The sequence below is a fragment of the Pseudomonas sp. NFR16 genome, from assembly GCF_900108875.1.
Lineage (GTDB): Bacteria > Pseudomonadota > Gammaproteobacteria > Pseudomonadales > Pseudomonadaceae > Aquipseudomonas.
On record NZ_FNYJ01000001.1, the window covers coordinates 1 to 23173 of the forward strand.

21 protein-coding genes and 1 pseudogene are annotated in these 23173 nt (G+C 62.9%); 7 read left to right on the forward strand and 15 right to left on the reverse strand.

The genetic code is table 11. The annotated features are described in order from the left end of the window. Nucleotides 1–409 precede the first annotated feature (409 nt). Nucleotides 410–1084: an HAD family hydrolase gene (locus tag BMZ10_RS00005; RefSeq protein ID WP_093458027.1), complete on the forward strand. Its 675-nt coding sequence runs from the start codon at nt 410–412 to the stop codon at nt 1082–1084. 46 nt (nt 1085–1130) lie between these two features. On the opposite strand, the gene BMZ10_RS00010 is transcribed toward BMZ10_RS00005, so the two are convergent. The 5 genes and pseudogenes from BMZ10_RS00010 to BMZ10_RS00025 form a co-directional block, all read right to left on the reverse strand. After that, nucleotides 1131–1289 carry a DUF2986 domain-containing protein gene (locus BMZ10_RS00010; RefSeq protein WP_093458028.1) on the reverse strand — a complete coding sequence of 53 codons (159 nt, stop codon included), beginning with the start codon at nt 1287–1289 and terminating at the stop codon, nt 1131–1133. Between the two features lie 61 nt (nt 1290–1350). Next, nucleotides 1351–2214: a methyl-accepting chemotaxis protein gene (locus BMZ10_RS28110; protein ID WP_371265930.1), complete on the reverse strand. Its 864-nt coding sequence runs from the start codon at nt 2212–2214 to the stop codon at nt 1351–1353. Continuing rightward, nucleotides 2209–2970, reverse strand: a pseudogene (locus BMZ10_RS28115) (MCP four helix bundle domain-containing protein); the annotation flags it as partial. The pseudogene BMZ10_RS28115 and the gene BMZ10_RS28110, both read right to left, overlap by 6 nt. Before the next feature lie 311 nt (nt 2971–3281). Then, entirely contained in the window at nt 3282–3812 is a 531-nt protein-coding gene (locus tag BMZ10_RS00020; RefSeq protein WP_093458030.1) for a glyoxalase superfamily protein, read from the reverse strand. A gap of 217 nt (nt 3813–4029) precedes the next feature. Continuing rightward, nucleotides 4030–5229 (reverse strand): MFS transporter, encoded by a 1200-nt coding sequence (locus tag BMZ10_RS00025; RefSeq protein ID WP_093458031.1) that lies wholly within the window; start codon nt 5227–5229, stop codon nt 4030–4032. A gap of 234 nt (nt 5230–5463) precedes the next feature. On the opposite strand from BMZ10_RS00025, the gene BMZ10_RS00030 reads away from it, so the two are divergent. From BMZ10_RS00030 to BMZ10_RS00050, 5 genes are all read left to right on the forward strand, one after another. Next, on the forward strand, nt 5464–6384 hold the full coding sequence (locus tag BMZ10_RS00030; protein ID WP_177182015.1) for an AraC family transcriptional regulator: 921 nt from the start codon (nt 5464–5466) through the stop codon (nt 6382–6384). 86 nt (nt 6385–6470) lie between these two features. Further along, nucleotides 6471–6935: a (2Fe-2S)-binding protein gene (locus BMZ10_RS00035; RefSeq protein ID WP_093458033.1), complete on the forward strand. Its 465-nt coding sequence runs from the start codon at nt 6471–6473 to the stop codon at nt 6933–6935. Then, nucleotides 6935–9184, forward strand: a complete 2250-nt coding sequence (locus tag BMZ10_RS00040) for a xanthine dehydrogenase family protein molybdopterin-binding subunit (RefSeq protein ID WP_093458034.1) — start codon at nt 6935–6937, stop codon at nt 9182–9184. The genes BMZ10_RS00035 and BMZ10_RS00040 overlap by 1 nt, the downstream gene beginning before the upstream one ends. Before the next feature lie 17 nt (nt 9185–9201). Continuing rightward, on the forward strand, nt 9202–10554 hold the full coding sequence (locus tag BMZ10_RS00045; protein WP_093458035.1) for a c-type cytochrome: 1353 nt from the start codon (nt 9202–9204) through the stop codon (nt 10552–10554). A gap of 11 nt (nt 10555–10565) precedes the next feature. After that, nucleotides 10566–11603 (forward strand): XdhC family protein, encoded by a 1038-nt coding sequence (locus BMZ10_RS00050; RefSeq protein ID WP_093458036.1) that lies wholly within the window; start codon nt 10566–10568, stop codon nt 11601–11603. Here the strand turns inward: BMZ10_RS00050 and BMZ10_RS00055 are convergent. From BMZ10_RS00055 to BMZ10_RS00090, 8 genes are all read right to left on the reverse strand, one after another. Next, nucleotides 11582–13321 carry an ABC transporter ATP-binding protein gene (locus BMZ10_RS00055; RefSeq protein ID WP_093458037.1) on the reverse strand — a complete coding sequence of 580 codons (1740 nt, stop codon included), beginning with the start codon at nt 13319–13321 and terminating at the stop codon, nt 11582–11584. The genes BMZ10_RS00050 and BMZ10_RS00055 overlap by 22 nt on opposite strands. Continuing rightward, a complete protein-coding gene (locus tag BMZ10_RS00060) occupies nt 13321–14268 on the reverse strand; it encodes an acetamidase/formamidase family protein (RefSeq protein WP_093458038.1) in 948 nt (315 codons plus the stop codon). The genes BMZ10_RS00055 and BMZ10_RS00060 overlap by 1 nt, the downstream gene beginning before the upstream one ends. A gap of 69 nt (nt 14269–14337) precedes the next feature. Beyond that, on the reverse strand, nt 14338–15945 hold the full coding sequence (locus BMZ10_RS00065; protein WP_093458039.1) for an ABC transporter substrate-binding protein: 1608 nt from the start codon (nt 15943–15945) through the stop codon (nt 14338–14340). A gap of 26 nt (nt 15946–15971) precedes the next feature. Continuing rightward, complete coding sequence (locus BMZ10_RS00070) at nt 15972–16898, reverse strand: ABC transporter permease (RefSeq protein ID WP_093458040.1); 927 nt, start codon at nt 16896–16898, stop codon at nt 15972–15974. Beyond that, nucleotides 16898–17746 carry an ABC transporter permease gene (locus BMZ10_RS00075; RefSeq protein WP_093458041.1) on the reverse strand — a complete coding sequence of 283 codons (849 nt, stop codon included), beginning with the start codon at nt 17744–17746 and terminating at the stop codon, nt 16898–16900. Before BMZ10_RS00075 ends, BMZ10_RS00070 begins: the two co-directional genes overlap by 1 nt. Beyond that, nucleotides 17743–18327 (reverse strand): ANTAR domain-containing response regulator, encoded by a 585-nt coding sequence (locus BMZ10_RS00080; protein ID WP_093458042.1) that lies wholly within the window; start codon nt 18325–18327, stop codon nt 17743–17745. Before BMZ10_RS00080 ends, BMZ10_RS00075 begins: the two co-directional genes overlap by 4 nt. Then, complete coding sequence (locus tag BMZ10_RS00085; protein WP_093458043.1) at nt 18324–19469, reverse strand: transporter substrate-binding protein; 1146 nt, start codon at nt 19467–19469, stop codon at nt 18324–18326. Before BMZ10_RS00085 ends, BMZ10_RS00080 begins: the two co-directional genes overlap by 4 nt. A gap of 292 nt (nt 19470–19761) precedes the next feature. Further along, the gene (locus tag BMZ10_RS00090) at nt 19762–20271 is read right to left on the reverse strand and encodes a zinc-binding dehydrogenase (RefSeq protein WP_256214261.1); all 510 of its coding nucleotides are present in this window, start codon (nt 20269–20271) and stop codon (nt 19762–19764) included. Nucleotides 20272–20291: 20 nt separating this feature from the next. Here BMZ10_RS00090 and BMZ10_RS00095 point away from each other — a divergent pair, with 20 nt between their 5' ends. Beyond that, entirely contained in the window at nt 20292–21041 is a 750-nt protein-coding gene (locus BMZ10_RS00095) for a carbon-nitrogen hydrolase family protein (RefSeq protein ID WP_093458044.1), read from the forward strand. 110 nt (nt 21042–21151) lie between these two features. Here BMZ10_RS00095 and BMZ10_RS00100 read toward each other — a convergent pair whose 3' ends face one another. Both BMZ10_RS00100 and BMZ10_RS00105 read right to left on the reverse strand, forming a co-directional pair. After that, complete coding sequence (locus tag BMZ10_RS00100; RefSeq protein WP_093458045.1) at nt 21152–21583, reverse strand: nuclear transport factor 2 family protein; 432 nt, start codon at nt 21581–21583, stop codon at nt 21152–21154. Nucleotides 21584–21671: 88 nt separating this feature from the next. Then, nucleotides 21672–23081, reverse strand: coding sequence for an MFS transporter (locus BMZ10_RS00105; RefSeq protein WP_093458046.1), 1410 nt, complete (start codon nt 23079–23081; stop codon nt 21672–21674). Nucleotides 23082–23173: the final 92 nt, after the last annotated feature.

Below are 23173 nucleotides of genomic sequence, written 5' to 3' on the forward strand. Positions count from 1 at the left end.
TGTGGGAGCGTGGCTTGTCCCGCGATCGGCGACGCAGTCGTCGTGATTCCGGTGGCTGCGGTGGTTCTGAAAAACCGCGTTCGTCGCTTCGCGCCGCTTGCTCGCCAGCGCCTGCTGGCTGATGTGGGCGAGCGCCGAGAAAGATCGAACGCCTGATGACGTGCGCACTCGAAACAGGGCAGATGGTTTGATTGTCGCCCGACTGTTCTGACTTGCCGGCCCCGATGCGGGTCGAGATGCTGCCTGACCAGGCCCGAACGCATTTTCAAGCACGTTACCCGCAGGTCACTTGGCTGCGAATGTCGAGCGACAAAACCCGGACCTGCACATTCCTGACAGCCATGCCTGGCCAGGTACCCCTTATTTTTTGGCCCGTGTCCGACGGTCGATCGAAGCAGAAGAGAATCCCATGCGCCCCCAGACCTCGTTCATTTTTGACCTGGACGGCACGCTGACAGACAGCGTTTATCAGAACGTAGCGGCCTGGAAAGAGGCGCTCGACGCCGAAGACATTCCGCTGGCGATGTGGCGAATCCACAGGAAGATCGGCATGAGCGGCGGGTTGATGCTCAAGTCGCTTTCTCGTGAGACGGGGCTGGACATCAGTGAAGATCAGGCCCAGCGCCTCAGTGACAGACACGCTGAAGCCTACGAGCGGCTGCAAGGCCAGATCATCGCGCTGCCGGGCGCCAAAGCGTTGCTCCAGTCGCTGAGCAAAGACAAGCTGAAGTGGTGCATCGCCACCAGCGGCGGCATGGACACCGCGAAAATCAACCTAAAGGCGCTGGGTCTTGAGATCGGCGATGTCGACCTGATCACCCGCGACGATGTGAACTACGGCAAGCCCGATCCGGACCTGTTCCTGGCGGCGGCGAAGCGCATGAACGTGGACATTGAAGAGTGCCTGGTCATCGGCGATGCGATCTGGGACATGCTTGCCGCCAGACGTTGCAAGGCAACCGGCATCGGCTTGCTCTCCGGCGGTTACGATATCGGCGAGCTTGAGCGGGCAGGGGCGTTGCGCGTGTATGAAGATCCGCAGGACTTGCTGGACCATCTGGACGAGATCGCGTCTCGCCCCTGATGACCACGTGCTGGATAAATGCCAGCGCCCCGGCCCGTCGACGGTGTCAGCCTTCGGTTGAGTCGGCCGGGCCTTGACCGGCCTCTTCGGCGAGCCTGGCCCGATCGGCCTTGCTGATGTATTTGGGCTTGCGCGGCGCCAGTTTGGCGTTGGCCTTTTTGGCGTGCGCTTCCAGCAGTTGCTTAATCTTCTTGCGGCGATTCATGGCATGTTCCCGACTTGGCAGGAGGCGATGATATCAGCTGGCGCGCAGCCTCGAAAAACGCCTACAACGTGAATCGACTGGTCATGGTCTTGAGTTGCGATGCCAGCGTGGACAGATCATGGCTTGCCACGCTGGTCTGCTCGGCGCCCTTGGACGTCTGCTGCGACAGGTCGCGGATGCGCACCAGGTTGCGATCAACCTCACGAGCCACTTGCGCTTGTTGCTCGGCGGCGGTGGCGATGACGATATTGCGCTCATTGATGATGCCCACGGCGATGGTGATCTGATTCAGCGCTTCATCGGTACGGCCGGCGCGCTGCAGGGTGTCGGTGGTCTGCTCGGCGCTGGATTGCATGGCGTCGACGGTCTCACGGGTCGATTGCTCGACCTTGCCGATCAGTGCTTCGATTTCGCGGGTCGACTGTCCTGTGCGATGGGCCAGAGCGCGAACCTCGTCGGCGACCACGGCGAACCCTCGGCCAGCGTCGCCCGCCCTCGCGGCTTCGATAGCAGCGTTGAGCGCCAGCAGGTTGGTCTGCTCGGCGACCGAGCGAATCACGTCCAGCACCTGGCTGATTTCAACCGTCTGCAGGGCCAGGCTCTGGACGCGTTCGGAGGTGGTGTTGACACGGGTCACCACCGTGTTCAGGGATTCGATGGTCTCGCTCAGTTCATTCTGGCCCTGCTGTGCCGTCTGCGAGGAGGCCTTCGATTCGTTGGATGTCGAGACCGCGTTGCGCGCCACTTCGTCGATTGCTGCGCTCATCTGGTTGAACGCCGCTGCGGCCTGATCGATTTCCTGATTCTGCTGGCGCAGACCTTCGCTGCTTTGCGCCATCACCTGACTCATTTCCTCGGCGGCGCTGGAAAGCTGCTCAGTGGACTGGGTGATTTCGCCGATCGTGCTGCGAAGGTTGTTGCGCATCACGCTCAGAGACTGCAGCAGTTGCGCCGGCTCGTCGGAACCGCTGCTGTCGATTTCGCCGCTCAAATCATTCGCCGCGATTCGCCGAGAGGTCGCCAGCGCGACACCTAGTGGCCGGTTGATGCTCAGGCTGAAGCGCCAGCTCAGCACGAGCGAGGCAGCCACCGCCAGCCCGATCGCAATCAGCGCCACCAGCCGCGCCTGGCTGTAGGCTTGTGCGGCCTCCAGTGCGGCGTCGTGGGCGTGCTCGCGTTCAAGCCGGTTCAGCAGTTCCGTCTGTTCATTGAAGGTGGTCCCGAACGCTGCCATTGAGCGAAGCTGCGCCGCTGCGTCATCCGGGCGACCGGCCTCCATCATGCTCAGCTCTTGGGCCACGCCGCTTTTGTAACCTTCATAGGCCTGGGACAGCTTGCCCAGCGCCTCTTGCTTGGCGGGGGTATCGGCGCTGTCGCGGTAGGCGGCGAGATTCTGGTCGATCAGCTTCTCCAGGCCGGCGATGGTGTTGGCCGCGGCAAGATAATCGGCCTTGGAGGTGAAGGTGTGTGACTGATAGGCCGTGATGCGCAAGCGCGAAACGTTGACCCCCAGCTCATTGCTCAGGTTGATGGCCGGAATGGAACGGGTTTCCATCTCTGTCACGGCCTGACGGATCGTGCTCATCTGGGCCACGCAGAACAGGCCAAGGGCGACGAGCATCAAAATGATTGCGATGAAGCACAGGAGGGTCCGTGCCTGGATTTTCAGTTTTCTCAGCATTGGGGCATTCTCGCCAGCAGGCGTTACGGTGACACGCCCGAGAGGGCCCGCGGGTGGCGACCATCCATTGCATCTCGGAAGCGGAGTTGTACGGGAAATATTTTCTGTACAAGATTTGTAGAGCTTCGAGGCAAAGATGGCAGGTTGGTTCAGGGCTGTTGAGCAAAATGCGGCAAATGGCCATCAGTTGTCGCAGACACGTATCCCGATGTCGCATCTGGATTATTTTTTGTGCTGGGTGCTTCAGTTCGGCGGGTTTGCCTCAAGAGACTGCCTTGAAGCAAAGCCGTGCAAGGTCCGTGAAGAGTGAATCAGCTCTGGCAGAACCGGATCCGGTTACCGAAAGGATCGTAGACCTCAAGCACTCGTCCCCAGCCCTGCTGAACGATGTCCGGACGGCCGTATCCGTAGCGCCGGGCCTGCAGCTCGTCGCGCAAGCGCTCGATATTACGCACCGGTACGAAGATCGTCGCACCGGGGCTCGCATCGCCATGATGCTCGGAAAGATGCAGGTTCAGATCGCCCCGGCTTATCCCCAGATAAAGTGGCATGCCGGCTTCGAAGCGATGCTCGAATTCGACGCTGAAACCGAGAAAATCCAGGTAGAACTCCCGTGCCTTGGCTTCATCGAACATGCGCAGTCTCGGGATGGTTTTCTCGAACGTGATGGCGTCGGTTGCATCGCCGCCAGGGAGCATCGCCGATGCGGTGTTCCAGTCCTTGTAGCCCAGTTGATGCGCCACCGTTTCCAGCGCAGCCGCGGGAGTGAGCGTCTTGTCGCGCGCCGCCAGCGAGGCGCGCAACCCTTTGGCCATCTGTTTGGCCTGTTCGATCGATACCATCGTAGCTCCCTGGGTCAAGGCATGTGGGTGCTCGCGTTGCCAGACCTCGACTCTTGAGAGATGCGACAGGAATGGGGAAGAACAATGCTTTCACCTTAGCGTACGCAGCGAGCGGCGGGCAGCATCGGCCCGTTGTGATGATACACAAAGGGAATCGGGCCGGTGCGCTTCCTGTTTGCTTAATGGTTACTGCCTGGCTCAAGGGATGTCGGGCGCCTTATGCGATGCCGTCGTCGGGCCGTAACGAGGGTGCAGCGGATGCCTCTCGCCCCGCGAGCCAGGCGAGGGCTGCTGCAAGCAACAGTACCGACGCGCTCGCTTCGAATGTCGCGCGATATCCGCTCAGGTCATAAGCGATGCCTCCGATGATCGCCCCTGCCGAGATCGCCAGCTGGACGATCGCCACCAGCAATCCGCCGCCTGCATCGGTGTCGTCAGGCAGCATGCGCGCCAGCCAGGTCCACCAACCCACGGGAGCAGCGGTGGCCACCAGTCCCCAGAGCGCCAGCAATATCGAGGTCAACGCGGGCGAAGAACCGAGGGTAATCAGTGCCAGAGCGATGGTCGCCATCAGCAGGGGAATCACTGTGAGCGTGCGATAGAGGTTCTCGCCCAGAAAACGCTCGATCAGGAAGGTCCCGATGAATCCCGCAATGCCCAGCCCCAGCAAGATCAGCGAAAGCGCCGAAACGCCGACCCCGGTCACTGTTTCAAGAAAAGGCCGCAGGTAGGTGAATAGCATGAATTGCCCCATGAAAAACACACTGACGGCGACCATGCCCAACGCGACAGGCTTTCTCTTCAGCAACCGCAAGGCGTTGCGGCTGTTCGGGCTGTGTTCATCGTTGAAGGACGGCAGGCTTGACCACAACCAGAGTGCCGCGAGGGCTGCAACCGGCACCACGCAGAAGAAAGCGCCACGCCAGCCAATCAGCGATCCGAGGAAACTGCCCATTGGCGCTGCTATGACAGTTGCCAGCGCGTTACCGCCGTTGACGATTGCCAGCGCGCGGGGTATCTGAGCAGGTGCTACCAGGCGTATAGCAGTGGCCGCTGACAGAGACCAGAACCCGCCGATCGCGACGCCGATCAGGGCGCGGCCGAGCATGAACGAGAAATACCCCGGCGCGAACGCCACCACCGTGCCGGAAGCCATCATCAATACGGCAAGGCATAGCAACAGGTGCTTGCGTTCCACGCGTGCCGCGATGGCGGCGATGAGCAGGCTGGTGATCAAGGCAAATGCGCCGGAGACAGAGATGCCCTGGCCCGCTTGCCCTTCGGTGACGTGCAGGTCCTGTGCGATCGGGGTCAACAGGCTGACCGGCATGAATTCGGATGCCACGAGGGCAAAGGCGGCCAGCGACATGGCCAGCACGGCGCCCCAGTGGTGTGTTTCGGTCGAGCGGGAAGTCATGAAAAAATCCTGTGCAGCGGTAGGTGAGGCAGCGGCATTCGCACGCCAAAGGCGATGCCGATATTCAAGGCACCGGTCGGTTGCGCTGCCCCGATCGCCTCATTGTCCCGGCGCCTCCTGCGGCCTCGTAGCGCAATCCTCTTGAATACTTGCCCAATCCTCTGACCTTGCAGGGCCATGGATAGGAATCGGCTCGCGCGAGAGCTAGAGTGGGTTCATCAGGAGCTTGTAACCATGACCAATGCCCGTTCTGGCCGGCCGCCAAATCTCGCGTCGATCATCGACCGACATGTGCGTCAGTCAGGTGATTTCGCCACGCCCATTGCGGGTCTTTCGCTGTTCCGCCGCGATCGACCCGTGCCGCCGTCGGTCTGCATGATCGAGCCAAGCATGGTGCTGGTTGCTCGCGGCGAGAAACGCCTGTGGGTGGGTGGCGAGGGCTACTGCTATGACCCGTCGCGTTTCATGGTGAGCTCCCTGGACCTGCCGGCCAATTCCGAGGTGCTCACCGCCAGCGTGCATGAGCCTTGCGTGGGGCTGGTGCTCAAACTGGACGTTTCGATGCTGGCTGAAGTGATCGCCACCGGCGGCCTTGCCGTATCGCGCGACCGGCCTGCCGGGCAGGGCGTCGGTATCGGCACTATGAGCGCAGCGCTACTGGACGCGATTTTCCGCCTGCTTGCGCTGCTCGACGAGCCCGTTGCGATTTCAACGCTCGCGCCGCTGGTGTTACGTGAGGTTCATTACCGCTTGCTGCACAGCGATCAGGCGCCGCGGCTGCGGCAGATCATGGCGATCGACGGCCAGGGCTATCGCATCGCCAGGGCCATCGACTGGCTGAAAATCAACTTTGCCGCGCCACTGCGCATCGACGAGCTGGCCTCCCGGGTGCAGATGAGCGCGCCGACGTTTCATCATCACTTCCGCCAGCTCACCGCGATGAGCCCTTTGCAGTACCAGAAATGGCTGCGTCTGAACGAGGCACGAAGGCTGATGCTGAGCGAGCAACTGGATGTATCGCGTGCGGCATTCGCCGTGGGTTATGAAAGCCCATCACAGTTCAGTCGCGAGTATGGCCGGCTCTTCGGCACAGCGCCCAGGCGTGACATCGAACAATTGCGTAATGGGACCATCGAGGCGATCGCGCCAGGATAAATGCACCTTGAGACACCGGCGGTACGTCGCATGGCCGCCCGGAAAAACTAGAAAAAGCACATCAACCGATGATCAGCGGGTGAGCCATGGAACTACGAATCAACCAGAAAACTTACCAGGTCGACGCCGACGCAGACACGCCCTTGCTGTGGGTGATCCGCGATGACCTGGGCATGACCGGCACCAAATATGGTTGCGGGCTGGCGCAGTGCGGCGCGTGTTCCGTGCTGGTGGATGGCAATGTCGTGCGCTCGTGTGTCACGCCGGTGGCCGGTGTGGTCGGACGCGAAGTCACCACCATTGAAGCCATCGAGTCCGACGAGGTCGGCAAACGCGTGGTGGCCACCTGGGTCGAGCATCAGGTCGCTCAATGCGGCTACTGCCAGTCCGGGCAGGTGATGGCGGCGACCGCGTTGCTCAAGCACACGCCGCAACCCAGCGCTGCCGAGATCGATGCGGCGATGATCAATCTGTGCCGCTGCGGCACGTACAACGCCATTCACGCCGCTGTGCATGACCTTGCCGGTCACAGTGCGAAGGGGGATGCCTGATGAATGCGCCACTGGACTCTATCGAGCAGCTCATCGGCCAGAACCTCAATGATCCGGTCAACCTGTCCCGTCGTCGTTTCCTCAAGGGCAGCGCCGTGGGCGCGCTGGTGCTGGGCTTCGGTTTACCGCTGGGCGCCACCCGGGTGCAAGCGGCCGCGGCGGCACCCGCCGAGCGCGGAACGCAGGTGCCTGCCTTCCTTGAAATTCGTCCGGACAACACCGTGCGCCTGCTGTCGCCTTTCATCGAAGGCGGACAGGGCACCTTCACGGCGATGGCGCAGATTGTCGGTGAAGAGCTCGACGCCGATCCCGCCACCTTCCTCGTTGAATGCGCGCCGCCGGGCGACGCCTATTACGTGATGGAGAACGGAATGCGCATCACCGGCGGCAGCATGTCGGTGCGGATGAGTTACCCGACCATGCGCCGGCTGGGCGCCCTGGCCCGGGCGATGCTGCTGCAGGCCGGCGCCCAGGCGCTGAATGTGCCGGTCAGTGAACTCACCACCGAACCGGGCAAGGTGGTGCATGCCGCCTCCGGCCGTTCCATTGCCTACGGCGAGTTGTCGGAACGGGCGATGGATCTGCCGGTGCCTGATCCGGCCAGCGTGCAATTGCGCGATCCCTCCCGCTTTCGCTGGATCGGCAAACCGGTCAAGCGTCTGGACGCCTACGACAAGTCCACCGGCAAGGCGCTGTACAGCATCGATCTGAAGGTCGACGGCATGCTGCATGCCGCCGTGCAACATGCGCCGCGCCTGGGCATGACGGTGGGAAGTCTGCGCAACGAAGAGCAGGTCAAAGCCATGAAGGGCGTGCATTCGGTGCATCGTCTGCCCGGCGCCGTTGCCGTGGTGGCCGAGCGCTGGTGGCATGCCAAGCGCGCCGTGGAAGCGGTGCAGGTTGACTGGCTGGAGGCTGCTGCCGATTCGACAGTGCGCGCCATGCCCGCGGACTTTTCCACCGAAGAGTACTTCAAGCGTCTGGCCGCGGAAAAAGGCCCTGCCCGTGACGATGAAAACGGAGGTGATGTCGCCGCGGCGCTGGCCAACGCCAAAACCCGCATCGAAGCCACGTACCACAACCAATATCTGCATCACGCCCAACTGGAGCCGCCGTCGGCCCTTGCACGCTTTGACGCCAACGGTTCGCTGGAAATCTGGCTGCCCAATCAGGCGCCGGAAATGTACCGTGCCGACATCGCCAAACGCACCGGTCTGGACCCTTCGCAAATCACGCTGCACTCGCCGCTGTTGGGCGGGTTCTTCGGTCGGCATTTCCTCTATGACTCCGCCAATCCTTATCCTCAGGCCATCGCTCTGGCCAAGGCGGTCGGGCGCCCGGTCAAGCTGATCTGGAGCCGTGAGGAAGAGTTCCTGCGCGACGTGCTTCGTCCGGTCGCTGCGGTGAATTTTCGCGGCGCGCTGGACAACGACGGCTGGCCGGTCGCGATCGAGGCGGTCAGTGCCACGGAAGGACCGACCGAGTCTCTGGCGGGCAAGCAAGGCGATAAGATCGACCCGACTGCGCTGGAGGGCCTGGCCGGCAAGTCATACGCCATTGCCAACAAGCGCATCGCCCAGATTTACGTCAAGGGTCCGGTGCCACTGGGCTACTGGCGCTCGGTGGGCAACTCGTTGAATGACTTCTTCTACGAAGCCTTTCTCGATGAACTCGCCGACAAAGGCGGCAAGGACCCGTTCGAATTGCGCCTGCACTTGCTGCGCGACAACAAGCGTCTGACGACCTTGCTCAACGCGGTGGGCGACTTGTCGGGGGGCTGGAAGCGCGGGCCGTTTACCGCCGAAGACGGCAGCAAACGGGCGCGCGGAGTGGCCATGGCATCGCCGTTCGGCACCCAGACCGCGGTCATTGCCGAAGTGTCGATCGAGCAGGGCCAGGTCAAGGTGCATGACATCTGGCAAGCCATCGATCCGGGCAGCATCGTCAATCCGGCCATCGTCGAGGCGCAGGTCGCCGGCGCCGTGTCCCTTGGCCTGTCGCAGGTGCTGCTGGAAGAGGCGGTGTACATCGACGGCAAACCGCGCGCGCGCAACTACGACTTGTATCCGATTCTGCCGCCTTCGCGGATGGCGCGGGTGCATGTGCGGATTGTCGAGAGCGGGGAAAAGATGGGCGGCATCGGTGAACCGCCGTTGCCAGCGGTGGCACCGGCGGTCGCCAACGCCGTTGCGGCACTGACCGGGCAGCGGATTCGCAGCATGCCTTTGAGCCGATACACCTTTACCTGACCTGCGCCGGAGTACTCATGAATAACAGCCGATTCGCAAGAACCGCTGGCTGGCTGGCGCTGCTGTGCCTGGTCGCGGCAGGCCTGCTGGCCTGGTATGTCACCCGCGAGCCTGCCTCGTCCCTGGAAAACGATCAGGTCGCAGCCGCCGACCTGGCCCCGGCGCTGGTCGCCCGGGGTGAATACGTGGCACGGCTCGGCGACTGCGTGGCCTGCCACAGCGTGCCAGGGGGCGCGCCTTTCGCCGGTGGTCTGGAAATGGCCACGCCGCTGGGAGCGATTCACACCACCAACGTCACCCCGGACCGCGAGACCGGCATCGGCGCTTACAGCCTGGCCGACTTCGACCGTGCCGTGCGTCATGGCGTGGCACCGGGCGGGCGCCGCCTGTATCCGGCGATGCCTTACCCGTCTTATGCCAAGCTGAGTGACGATGACGTGCGAGCGCTGTATGCGTTCTTCATGAAGGGCGTGGCGCCGGCGCGGCAGGTGAACATCCAGAGCGATATCCCCTGGCCGTTGAACATGCGCTGGCCGATCGCCTTATGGAACGGCGTCTTCACCGAACCTGCGCCGTATGCGCCGAAGCCTGGCAAGGACGCGCTGTGGAATCGCGGTGCCTACATTGTTCAGGGGCCGGGCCATTGCGGCAGTTGCCACACCCCGCGCGGGCTGGCGTTCAACGAGAAAGCGCTGGATGAATCCGGCACGCCGTTCCTCGCTGGCGCCTTGCTCGATGGCTGGTACGCGCCGAGCCTGCGCAACGACCACAACACCGGGCTGGGCCGCTGGAGCGAGCCTGAGATCGTTCAGTTCCTCAAGGCCGGGCGCAATCAGCATGCGGTTGTTTTCGGCTCTATGACCGAAGCATTCAACAACTCCACGCAGTTCATGAGTGACGAGGACCTGACGGCGATTGCGCGTTACCTCAAGTCGCTGCCGGGCGACCCGGGGCGCGACCGCAGCCCCTGGCAGTATCAGGCAACCTCAGTTGCGGCGCGTCCGGATTCGCCCGGCGCGCACACCTACGTGACCCGCTGTGCGTCGTGTCACGGTGTCGACGGCAAGGGGCAGTCCGAATGGATGCCGCCATTGGCCGGCGCCACCTCTGCACTGGCCAAGGAAAACGCGTCTGCGATCAACATCACCCTCAACGGTTCGCAGCGCATCGTCGCAGCCGGCGTACCCGACGCTTACCGAATGCCGGCGTTTCGTGAGCAGCTGTCGGATCAGGAAATCGCCGATGTCCTGACTTTCGTGCGCGGCACATGGGGCAATCAGGGCGGGGCAGTGGACGCGCAGGCCGTCGGCAAGCTGCGCGAGCGGACCGACCCGGCCAGCAGCACGCCCATCATTCTGCAGATGCGATAAGGAGCCGCACCATGGAAAGCATCGATTTGCTGGTCCTGCGCACGGCCCGTGACTGGCTGCGCGCCGGAGAGCGCGTGCTGCTGGCGACGGTGGCGCGGACATGGGGATCCTCGCCGCGCCCGGTGGGTTCGATGATGGCCCTGCGCAGCGACGGCCGAGTCGCCGGCAGCGTTTCCGGGGGCTGCATCGAGGATGACCTGATTCATCGCTACACCACCGCCCACGGCGGTCCGGGCATGACCGACGGGCCGCCGCAAGTGGCGCGCTACGGCGTCAGTGCCGACGAAGCCCACCGCTTCGGCTTGCCGTGCGGCGGAACGCTGGAATTGATTTTCGAATTCAGCCCGTCGTGGCAAGCGCTGGATGAGCTGCTGGCTCACCTCGACGCGGGGCGGCTGGTGCGTCGCCGTCTGGACCTGGCGAGCAACGCAGTGACGCTTGAACACAGCGTCACGCCCGAGCAATTCGCCTTCGACGGTCAGGTGATGCTCAATACGCTGGGGCCCGGGTATCGCCTGCTGATGATCGGTGCCGGAGCGCTGGCTGAGTATCTGGCGACCATGGCCTTGTTCAACGGCTTCAAAGTGGCGGTCTGCGATCCTCGCCCCGAGTACGTGCAGACCTGGTCGGTCAGCGGCGTGGAGCAGATCGTCGGGATGCCCGATGACGTGGTGCGGGCGTTTTCCGCCGATCTGCGCACCTGCATCGTTGCGTTGAGCCACGATCCGAAACTCGATGATCTGGCCTTGCTCGAAGCACTGCAAGGGCCGGCGTTCTACATCGGTGCCATCGGCTCGCGGCGCAACAGCCAGCAGCGACGCGAGCGCCTGATCGAGCACTTCGGCGAAACCGAGGCGTCGCTTCAGCGCCTGCGTGGCCCGATCGGCATTTACATCGGCAGCAAGACGCCGGCAGAGATCGCCGTCAGCGTCATGGCTGAGATCCTGGCGGCGAAAAACGGCGTCGAACTGCCCCACGATGTCAGCGTGAGTCAGGCGAAAGTCGCGCTTGAAACACAGGAGCCGACTTATTCCAGCGCGACCCAGTGATCGGTCGCCACCGCCGTGAACCGCTGCGGTGGCGCCACGAAGTCTGCCTGCTTGATCGGGTCGGGCCGCTCCAGTTCCTTGAGCAGGCTTTTGAAATCGCGGCGTCGACCCACTTCCGGCACTGGCACGGCCGCAAGCAGGCGCCGGGTGTAAGGATGCTGCGGGTTGTGCAGAACCTGATCGCGCGCGCCGATCTCGACGATACGACCGCCGTACATCACCGCGACCCGATGGCAGATCCGCTCGACCACGGCCATGTCATGGGAAATGAACAGGTAACTCAGGCCATGCTCGGCGCGCAGTCGTTCGAGCAGGTCCAGCACCTGGGCCTGCACCGACACATCCAGCGCCGACACGGACTCGTCGGCGATGATGACTTTGGGGTTGAGCGCCAGGGCGCGGGCGATGCAGATGCGCTGCCGCTGCCCACCGGAAAACTGATGCGGATACCGCTCCATCGCCTCTGACGGCAGGTCGACCTGCTGCAGCAACTGGGCGACACGCTCGCGGCGCTGCGGCTCAGGCATGTGATCGTGGATCAGCAACGGCTCGCCCACCAGATCGAAGATGGTCTTGCGCGGATTGAGCGCGGCGTAGGGGTCCTGGAACACCATCTGCACGTCGCGTCGCACTCTTTGCAGCGCCTCGCCCTTCAGCCCGTTGAGCTCCTGACCCATCAGCCTGACGCTGCCCTGGTAGCTCAGCATGTTCATCAGCGCCTTGCCGGTGGTGGATTTTCCGCAGCCGCTTTCGCCCACCAGCCCCAGCGTTTCACCCTGGCGCAACTCGAAATTAACGCCTTCCACCGCGTGCACGGTGCGCGGTGCCTCGAACCAGCCATGACGCAGGGCGAAGCGCACGTTCAGAACTTTCACCGCAAGCACCAGCGGCGATTCGCCCAGTTCCGCAGGTGGCGGGGCGCTGCCGAGCACGGGCACGGCCGCCAGCAGTTTGCGGGTGTAGGCTGCCTGCGGGGCGGTGAATACCTGATTCAGGGTGCCGCGCTCTTCCATGCGGCCCTGATTCATCACCACGACTTCGTCGGCCATCTCCGCGACCACGCCCATGTCGTGGGTGATCAGCAGCAGACTGGTCGCGAACTGCTGCTGCAATTCGCGCATGAGTTCCAGAATCTGCGCCTGGATGGTCACGTCCAGCGCTGTGGTCGGCTCATCGGCGATCAACACCTTGGGCTGACAGAGCATGGCCATCGCGATCATGACCCGCTGGCGCATGCCGCCGGACAGCTCATGGGGATACTGGGTCAGGCGCTTGTCGACCTGCGGCATGCGCACCGCATCGAGCATCTCGCGGCAGCGTCGATGCACATCGGCGCGGCTCATCGGCTCATGTCGACGCAAGGTTTCGGCCAGTTGCCGGCCCACGGTCAGCAGCGGATTGAGCGAGGTCATCGGCTCTTGAAAGATCATGCCGATCTGCTTGCCGCGCAAGCGCTGCATCTCGCGTTCCGACAGGCTCAGCAGGTCGCGATCCTCGAACAGGATGGCGCCGCCCGGTACGCTGGCCGCTTTCGGTAACAGCCCCATGATCGCCAGCGACGACAGCGACTTGCCGCTGCCCGACTCGCCGGCGATGCACAGCGTACGGCCGGGGTAGAGCGCAAAGCTCAGCTCCTCGACCACTCGACGGCGCGAGGCACCGCCGCCGACGTCAATGCTCAGTCGCTCCACCGACAGGCTGGGCAGGTCGTTTGGCATCAGTTGAATACCACCTTTGGAAAGTAGAACGACACCACCCAGTTAGGCAGGTCGACGATCTCGCTGATGCGCAGGTCGCCGCACACTGAACAGAGCATGTAGGCCTGCTCGGCGGGCATTCCGTGCTCCCGGCACAGCCAGTCGATGGTGTTGGCGACCGCCTGGCGAGCGGCCTGCATCAGGTCCGGCCCTATGCCGGTGAAGGCCTCGTAGCCTGCGCTGTCCAGATGACCGGTGACCGGGCCGGGCGTGCTGAAACGCGGCGTGGCCAGCGGTGTCTGCTTGATCAGGTCGAGCTTGACCACCACGTCCATGGCGCTCTCGATGGCGGTGCCACAGACTTCGCCGTCACCCTGGGCGGCATGGGTGTCGCCGATGGAAAACAGTGCGCCGGGCACTTCGACCGGCAGGTACAGCACGCTGCCCGCGGCCAGATCACGGATGTCCAGATTGCCGCCCACCCGACGTGGCGGCACGATCGAGTGCAAGCCTGGCTCGGCGGGCGCCACACCCACGGTGCCGGCAAACGGTTTGAGCGGCACCCTGGCGAATTCGCCGAAGGCCGCGGGCGCGAGGGTCTGGGTGTCGTAGTGCCAGAGCGCCAGGGCCGGCGCCTGAAACTGATCGGCGAGCAGGCCGAAGCCTGGAATGTTGGCGGTCCAGCCAAAGCCGCCTGGCTTGAAGCTGTCCAGGGTGATTTTCAGCACGTCGCCGGGTTCGGCCCCCTCGACATAGATCGGGCCGGTCACCGGGTTGATCTGGTCGAACGGCATCACGCTGACGTCGGCCACCTGCGATTGTGCGGTGAAGTAGCCGTTGGACGAGTCCCTGCAGTTCATCTGCAGGGTCGTGCCGGGCGCCACCCGCTCGACGGGGGCGAAGCGATGATCCCAGCCGAAGTGGCTGTTGACGCTGTGGATGGTGTTGACCAGGCAGTTCTGGCACATGTGGGCGTTCCTCATGGCAATGGGGCGATGGCCCGTTCCGCAGCGAAATACGGGACAGGCCAAGGGCGATCATTTCACCCAGATGTAGTCGTAGTTGACCGGCACGTGCACCGGATCGACGTACAGCGCGTCGTCGCCGCCCATGCGCTTGGAACGCACGGTGAAGCGCTGCTCGTTGAAGATCGGCACCCAAGGGGCATCGGCCATCACATCGGTGAAGATTTTCTTCCACGCTTCGGTGCGCTCGGCCTGCTGTTCCGGACGCGCCATCGCATCGGCCTTGGCGGCGCGTTCATCCAGCGCCTTGTTGCAGTACAACGCCCAGTTCCAGCCACCATCGACAGCGCCGCTGCACCCCAGGATCGGTCCGTAGAAGTTCGAAGGATCCGGGAAGTCGGCGATCCAGGCCATGCCGCCGGACCACACCATCGGCGCCTGATCTTTCGAGCTGCCCGCGGCGATCACGTTGGCCTGGGCCAGCGATTTGATCTGCACGCGGATGCCGACCTTGGCCAGGTCCTGCTGGATGGACTGGGCGATGCGCGGCTGCGGATCGGTGTTCATCACGTAGAGTTCGGTGTCGAAACCCTTGGCCAGGCCTGCGTCGGCAAGCAGCTTCTTCGCGCCTTCGACGTCGTACGGCAGCCCCTTGTACTGCGTGTCATAACCGGGCATTGCCGGCGGCAGCGGCTGATTGGCGGGCACCGCGCGGCCGTTGATGATGCGCACGATCCGCTCTTTGCTGATCGCCATGTTGATCGCCTGCCTCACCTTGAGGTTGTCGAACGGCGGCAGCGTGGTTTTCAGCGTCACATAACCGGTCTGCAACTGATTGCCGGTGACCAGCAACGGCTTGGACGCGGGATCGTTCTTGAATTGCAGGAACTGCGCGGGCGGCACGCCGTCGCCGGCGATATCGACCTCGCCCTTGTTCAGGCGCAGCAGGGCGACGGTGGGGTCCTGGCCGATTTCGAAGGTGATCTTGTCGACGTACGGCAGGCCCTTCTGGAAGTAGTTCGGGTTTTTGATCAGCTCAAGCTTCTGCCCCAGTTTCCATTCGCCCAGGCTGAAGGCGCCGCTGCCCATCGGGTGCTTGCCAAAGTCGGCGCCCCATTGCTCGACCGCCTCTTTGGGGACGACCGAGGCGAAGTTGATCGCCATGATGTGCAGGAACGTCGCGTTCGGCGCGCTGAGTGTGATGGTCAGGTGCTGATCGTCGATGACCTTGACGCCGCTGAGCGTCTGACTTTTGCCGGCGGTCATGTCCTCGTAGCCGACGATCGAGCTGAAGAACCCGGCGCCAGGGCTCTGGGTCTTGGGATTGACGGTGCGTTCCAGCGAGTATTTGACGTCATTGGCAACCAACTCACGGCCGTTCTGAAACTTCACGCCTTTGACCAGGGTAAAGCTGTACACCAACCCGTCCGCCGACACGCTGTAGTCCTCGGCCAGGCTTTTGACCAGTTCGGTGGTGCCCGGCCTATAGTCCATCAGGCGGCCGAACAGGCTCTTGATCATCGACCAGTTCTGCCAGTCATAGCCGATGGCCGGGTCCAGTGTCGCGACATCGTTCTGATACGTCACCACCAGATTGCCTCCGCTCTTGGGCGTGTCGGCCCACAGCGGCGTGGTGAACAGCGTGGCCGCCACGGCCAGGGTCAGCGCTTTGATTTTCATTCTTGTGCCCCGTTGTGTTGATGGATTCAGTGCTGCTTGATATCGATGCGCGGGTCCACCAGCGGGATCAGCAGATCCGCGAGCAGGTTGCCCAGAACGATGGCCACCGCAGAGAGCGTGGTCACTCCGACGATGACTGGAATGTCGACTTGCTGAATGGACTGCCAGGCCAGCTGACCGATGCCGGGCCAGCCGAAGACTGACTCCACCACGACCAGACCGCCCATGAACACGCCGATGTCGATGCCGATCATGGGGATCACCGGCACGATGGCGTTGGGCAGCACGTGCACGAAGATTACCCGCGCCCGGCTCAGACCCTTGGCCCGGGCTGTGCGAATGAAGTCCTGATGCAGCACGTCAATCATCGAGGAGCGGACCATGCGCGAGTACCAGCCGCTGCCCAACAGTCCCAGGGTCAGGGCCGGCAGCATCAGGTGGCTGGCCCCGCCGTAGCCGCCGAGCGGGAACCAGCCCAGCTGCACCGCGAAGAAATACAGGAACAGCATCGCGGCGATGAATTGCGGCGCCGAGACACCGACGAAGGAAAACGCCATCAACAGCTTGTCGGCGAAGCTGTCCCGCTTGAGGGCGGCGAGCATGCCCAGGCTGATGCCGATCAGCAGTTCGAAGCCGATGCCGGCGGCCATCAGTTCCAGAGACGGTCGCAGGCGGGCACCGATCAACTCGCTGACGGCGGTGCGCTGAATATACGAGCGGCCCAGATCGCCTTGAAGCAGATGCCCCAGATACCCGACATATTGCTGATAGAACGGCTGATCCAGACCCAGCTGCGCGCGGATGGCCGCCACGACTTCCGGCGTTGCGCTGCGCCCGGCAATCTGCCGCGCGGGGTCGGCGGGCAGCAGGAACAGCAACAGGTAGGTGATGAAGGTCACCCCCAACAGAATCAACAGCGCATAGCCGACCCGGCGGCAGATGAACGGCAGCATCAGCGGCGCCCCTTGAGTGTGGGGTCGAGTTCGTCGCGCAGGGCGTCTCCGACCAGATTGAACGCCAGTGACAGCAGGATGATTGCCGCGCCCGGAATGAACACCAGCCAGGGGGCCGAGGTGAAGTAGGTCTGGCTTTCGAAAATGATGTTGCCCCAGCTCGGTGTGGGCGGTTGCACGCCGACGCCGAGATAGGACAGGGTCGCTTCGAGCAGGACGGTGGTGGAAATTCCCAGCGTCGCCCATACCAGAATGGTCGGCAGCAAATGCGGCAACAGGTGCGAAAAGAGGATGCGCAGCGAGCTGGCGCCCAGCGTTCGCTCGACGGCGACGAAATCCCGCGCGCTCAGCGCCACGGTCTCGGCATAAATGACGCGGGCAATCTGCACCCAGTTGACCATCGCGATCACCATCGCGACGATCCACACACTCGGTTGAAAGATGGCCGACAAGGCAATCGCCAACAGCAGGGCAGGGAAGGCCATCATCAGATCGGTCAGGCGCATCAGTGCACTGCCCAGCCAGCCCCGCACGAAGCCTGCGGTCAGGCCCACCAGTGTGCCGATCAGCACCGCCATGCCGTTGGCCAGCACGCCGATGAACAGCGAGGTCCGTGCGCCGAAGATCAGGCGCGACATCAGGTCCCGGCCAAGCAGGTCAGTGCCCATCCAGTACGGCGTGGCAGGGGCCAGCGGCGCTCCTTCCATCGACAGGCCTTCGACGAACTGCTCGTCCGGGTCGAAGGGGCTCAGCCACGGCGCAAGCACGGCCAGCGCAATCACCGCCACGATGAACAGCAGCGACACCGCCACTGAAGGCCGACGCAGCAACGCCTTGAGTATGTTCATGCGCGGCCCTCGTCGCGGGTCGCCAGGACATCGACACACAGGGCCTCGATGGGGCGATTGAGCTGCATCGACAGGCTGCGCAGCCGTTCATAGGCGGTTGCCTCGTCGATGTGCTGAGTCACCATCAGGCGAGCAAGCGCCTGGCCGAGCAGCGGTCGCATCGCCAGGCGCTCCTGCAGCACGGCAAGCTGTTCGGCATCGGCCCGTTGCCGGTTGCGCAATCCCACCGCCATCATCAGGGTGGTGTAGACCGAGCCCTGGCTGATGGGTTTGTTGAGCAACGCGGTGGCGCCCAGCTGCAGCGCCCGCTGTATTTGCGACAGGGTTTCGTGGGCGGTGAGGGCGACGATCGGAATACCGGCGGCATCCAGCGTCTTCACCGTCGCAGGACTGGCGAAGTGCTCGATCTCGATGATGGCGGCGAAGCAGCCCTGGGTGTCGCAAGGTGCATCGCGATGCAGCGCCTGCGCCCGAATGCCCAGCCGCTGCAGGCTTTTGCCCAAGCTGGCCTGACTGCGCTCATCGCAGTCGATCAACAGCAAGTGCCCCTGATCGAGGGCAGGAAACGCTCGTGCTTTCATTTGACGATCCTCAGGCGCACCGGCTTGCCGTTGTGTCGTTCGACCCCGCAGGCGTGTAGATCGGTGACGGTCAGATAGGGGTCGGCGGCTACTGGAGCGCAGGCCGAGTGCAGAAGCTGGAAGCGCCCGTCGCGCAACTCCGCGATGTGACTGGCCAGGGCGCTGTGGTGATTGCGCGCCGACAGGCTCACGGTGCCGAGAACGCTGTCCATGGGATGGTTGAACAGGTGTTCGCAAATGGCCGCGGGCGAGGCGTCGGCACAGGCGTGCAGCGCCTGCGCGAACAGCCACAACGCCGAGTATGCGCTGGTGTAATAGTGTGAGCAGTGACGTGGCCCGTGGCGCTGTTGCCGGCGGCAGAAATCCGGGTTCAGGGTCTCGAAAAACGGGCCGCACGACAGCAGCCGCAGGGCGTGCATCGGGCCGACCGCATCGAGTTCGGCCTCGGTCAGGTTGCAGCTGAGCACCGGCAGGCGCAGCCCGTGTGCCGCGCAGGCCTGATCCAGCTGCTGAAGGAAGGCGTACGAGGACTCGCCTACCAGATTGTTGAGCACGAACGAGGGGCGTTCGCTCATCAGGGTATCGATCAGCGTCTGGAACCCGGTCGCGCCCAGATGCCAGTACTTTTCACCCAGCACCTGAGCGCCGTTGGCTTCCAGCAGTTCCCGGGCGATGCGGTTGCTCTCCCAGCCCCACACGTAATTTGAGCCGAGCAGAAACGCCCGCGTGCCGAAATGGCTCAGGGCGTAATGCAGCAGTGGCAGCAGCGTCTGGTTGGGGCAGCCGCCCAGATACAGCACGTTCTCGCTGCTCTCGTAGCCTTCGTACGGGCTTGAGTACCAGAGCAGCGCATTGTGTTGATCCAGGTCGGGAATGATCTCCTTGCGGCTCGCCGACAGGGTCGTGCCAAAGATGTGCCTCACCCCGGCGCCGAGCAGTTGCTCGACTCCGCTGCCGTATGCCGCCGGCTCGCCCAGGGGATCGGCGCAGATCGCCTCCAGCCTGAAACGGTGTTGCTCGTCGGCATTGATCTCCGCGAGTGCATCCTGCAGGCCGAGCAAGGCGCTGCGGCCCATGCGCCGATAGGTGCCTTCGGTGGACAGCAGAAAGCCGACGCAGACGGCGGGACGAGGATCGGACATGACGTTCATCCATAAAAAAAGCCTGATCGACCCGGCGAAAGGTTGATCAGGCTTCGATACCTGGCGCATTCGATGGCGCATATGTGGGCGAGACTTAAGGAGCGAACTCCGGCTTGCCGATGTGGCAAGAACCATGAAATAAGCATGCCAAGTGTCGAACGCGTCATGTCGCGCAACCGGGGCAGCGATGCCTTGCAGGGTGAGCGCTCCAGGTTGGGGCAAATCATCTCGGCGCGGCCTCAAAGCAGCGCAGCGACGTCAGTGTTCGCTGCAGGGCTTTGCGGACTGCGATTCAAACGAGGTCTTCAGGCTGCAGGGTCAGGATGATCTTGCCGACGTTTTCCGATGACTCCATGCGGCGATGCGCGTCGGCGGCGCGTGACAACGCAAAGGTGCTGTCGACGACCGGCTCAAGGCTGGCACCTCCTTCGAACCGATCGAGCCAGTGTTCGCGGAAGCGTTTGATCATGGCGTGCTTTTCAGGCTGGGTGCGCGATTTCATGACAGTGCCGATGATCTGCAAATGCCGGTAAAGGATCTGCTCCAGCGTGACTTTCACGCTGCCGCCACCGCCCAGGATGCCGACCTGGATCAGGCGGCCGCCCTTGGCCAGTGAGGCAATGTTGCGCTCGAAATACGGCTCGCCGACGAAGTCGATGATCACGTCGACACCCTGGCCCTCTGTTGCCTGCGCGATGACCTCGGCAAAATCCCGGGTCTTGTAGCGACCTTTATTGTTGTGTGCCGGTGTTTCAGTAGGCCGTCGGCAGTCGTGGAGGGCGCAGTCGTGTTTTACTGGCACTTTTCTTCGGGGGAAAATCATTGACCGACCTTGACCTTTGCGCCGCACAGTACTGCGCGGTGGCAGGCGACCTCGACGCCAATATTGATCGTCATCTCCAGTTCATGCGGCTAGCCGCCGGGCACGGGATCGATTTCCTGTTGTTTCCGGAGTTGTCCCTTACCGGCTACGAGCCCTCGCAGGCTTGCGAATTGGCGCAGGCACCGGACGGGACACGTTTGCAGCCGTTGCGTGATCTGGCGATGCAGTCTGCAATGACAACAGTCGTCGGCGGGCCTGTTCGACTGCCTGAAAGTGCTGCAATTTTTATCGGCGCGTGGGTGTTTGCCGCTGACGGCTCATGCACCGTTTACACCAAGCAACATCTGCATGCGGGTGAGGAAGCCGTATTCAGTGCAGGCACCGGGGGAGAGCCTTTGAGCATCGCTTGCGAGCAGATTGCATTGTCCATTTGCGCAGATTTCACCCAAGCCAGCCACCCGCGTGCCACTGCACATGCGGGCGCCGGCGTCTACGCGACCAGCGTGCTCATCAGTGAAAACGGCTACAGCCATGACAGCGGGTTGCTGAAAGGCTACGCCACGACGAATGCGTTCGGGGTATTGATGGCTAACCATGGCGGCCCGACCGGAGGTTGGACTTCTGCAGGGCGCAGCACGTTTTGGTCGCCGGACGGAGAGCGGGTGGTGAGCGCCGAAGGGGCAGGCGATTGTCTGGTTATTGCGCGTCGGCGTGAAGGCGTATGGCAAGGGCAGATCGTGGATTGCTGAGACCCGGAACTGGCACGCTTGAAGATTTGGCGGGAAGGGGCCTTAAGGAGTGGCACCTCCTGTGCGTGTCGACAGGGCGATCACGGATCGCCCTGTCGACAGCAAGCGAGTCAGAAGCGGAATGCCTGACGGCCGATCAGCAGCCAGTGGCCTTTCTGTTTCTGCCAGATCTGGAAGTTTTCGATCTCGGTCGGCACTTCCACGCCGCTGTTCACGGCCTGAGCGGAGAAGTGGTTACGCACCAGTGCGACGTCGCCGTTCAGCTTGATCGTCTGGTTGAGCATCTGCAGGGTTTTGAAGCCGCTGCGACCGGTTTCGATGTCGGCGATGAATTCCTGCTTGTTCTGAATCTTGCCGCTCGAGTGCCCGTAGGTCACGTTGTCAGACGTCAGCGCGTTCAGGGCCTTGATGTCTTTGTGCAGCATGGCTTGAGTCATGTTGTCGACGGCCTTGGCCACCTCCTGCTCGTCGGCCGAGGGAGCTGCCATGGCAGAACCCGAGAGCAGACATAGAAACGCCACCACCAATTTGAACTGAGTCATCGATACTTCCTTTTTATTGTAAGCGGACGCGTGACGCGTCCGGTCTGTGTCCACGGCGAGTCCGTGAAACGGGGTCAAGTTCGACCGATCAAAGATCAGTGATCTCTTTATGGCGCGGCACCAGAGCCTTCATCACACACCACGCCACCAGGTAAGCCAGGGCGCAGATGGCGAACATGATCATGTAGCCGGTGTGAATGTCGTTGATCGACTTGTAGTAGTCGAACACCCAGCCGCCGATCTTGGTCATGACCACACCGCCGAGTCCGCCGGCCATGCCGCCGATGCCGACCACGGAGGCCACGGTCTTCTGCGGGAACATGTCGGACACGGTGGTGAAGATGTTGCAGGACCACGCCTGGTGCGCGGACGCGCCGATGCCGATCAGCAGCACGGGCACCCAGAAACTGATGTAGCCCAGGGGTTGCGCCAGCAGCACCAGCAGCGGGAACAGGGCGATCACCAGCATCGCTTTCATCCGGCCGTCATAAGGCTTGTCGCCACGGGCCATGAAGTAGCTCGGGAACCAGCCGCCGCCGATGCTGCCGACCATGGTCATGCTGTACAGCACGAACAGCGGGATCACGATGGCCTGGCCTTTCATGCCGTACTGCGCCGACAGATACGTCGGCAACCAGAACAGGAAAAACCACCACACGCCGTCAGTCATGAACTTGCCGAAGGCAAACGCCCAAGTCTGACGGTAGGTCAGCAGCTTGAACCACGACACTTTTCTGGCCGGCGCATCCGGCGCAGCCGTGACCTGCTCGCTTGCGTCACTGCGGATGTAGGCCAGTTCTTCGGCGGTCAGACGCTTCTGCTGATCAGGCTTCTCGTACAGCGCCATCCACACGCCCAGCCAGACAAAACCCAGCAGGCCGATGACGATGAACGCCGATTCCCAGCCCCACATCGCAGCGATCAACGGGACACAGATGGGTGCCGCGATTGCGCCGACGTTGGCGCCGGAGTTGAAGATACCGGTGGCGAAAGAGCGCTCTTTCTTCGGGAAGTATTCAGCGGTGGCCTTGATCGCGATAGGGAAGTTACCCGCCTCACCGATTGCAAGGATCGCCCGGGACAGCATGAAGCCGGCGATGGACACCGGAATCGCCGCGAAACCCAGCGCCGTGGTAATCGCACCGATACCCTGGCCCAGTGGCACGGCGAAAGCGTGCATCACCGCGCCCGTGGACCATACGCCGATCGCGACGATGTAGGCGGTCTTGGTGCCGATCTTGTCGACGAAGCGACCGGCGAAAACCATCGCGATCGCGTAGACGAACTGGAACACCGAGGCGATGTTGGCGTAGTCGGTGTTGCTCCAGCCGAATTGCGTGGACAGGTCAGGGGCCAGCAGGCTGAGCACCTGCCGATCCAGGTAATTGACCGTGGTTGCGAAAAACAGCAACGCGCAAATCGTCCAGCGGTATTTGCCGACCGTGCGGGTGGCCGCCTGGGTGATGCTTTGCGGATGTGTGGACTCGTTCAGGTTCATGGCATCACTTTTATTCTTGGAGGGGTGATGCTCTCTCGGCCGGGCTGGCGAGAGCGCACGCGTGCGTCTCCGAGGCGCTGGGCCTGGAGTCA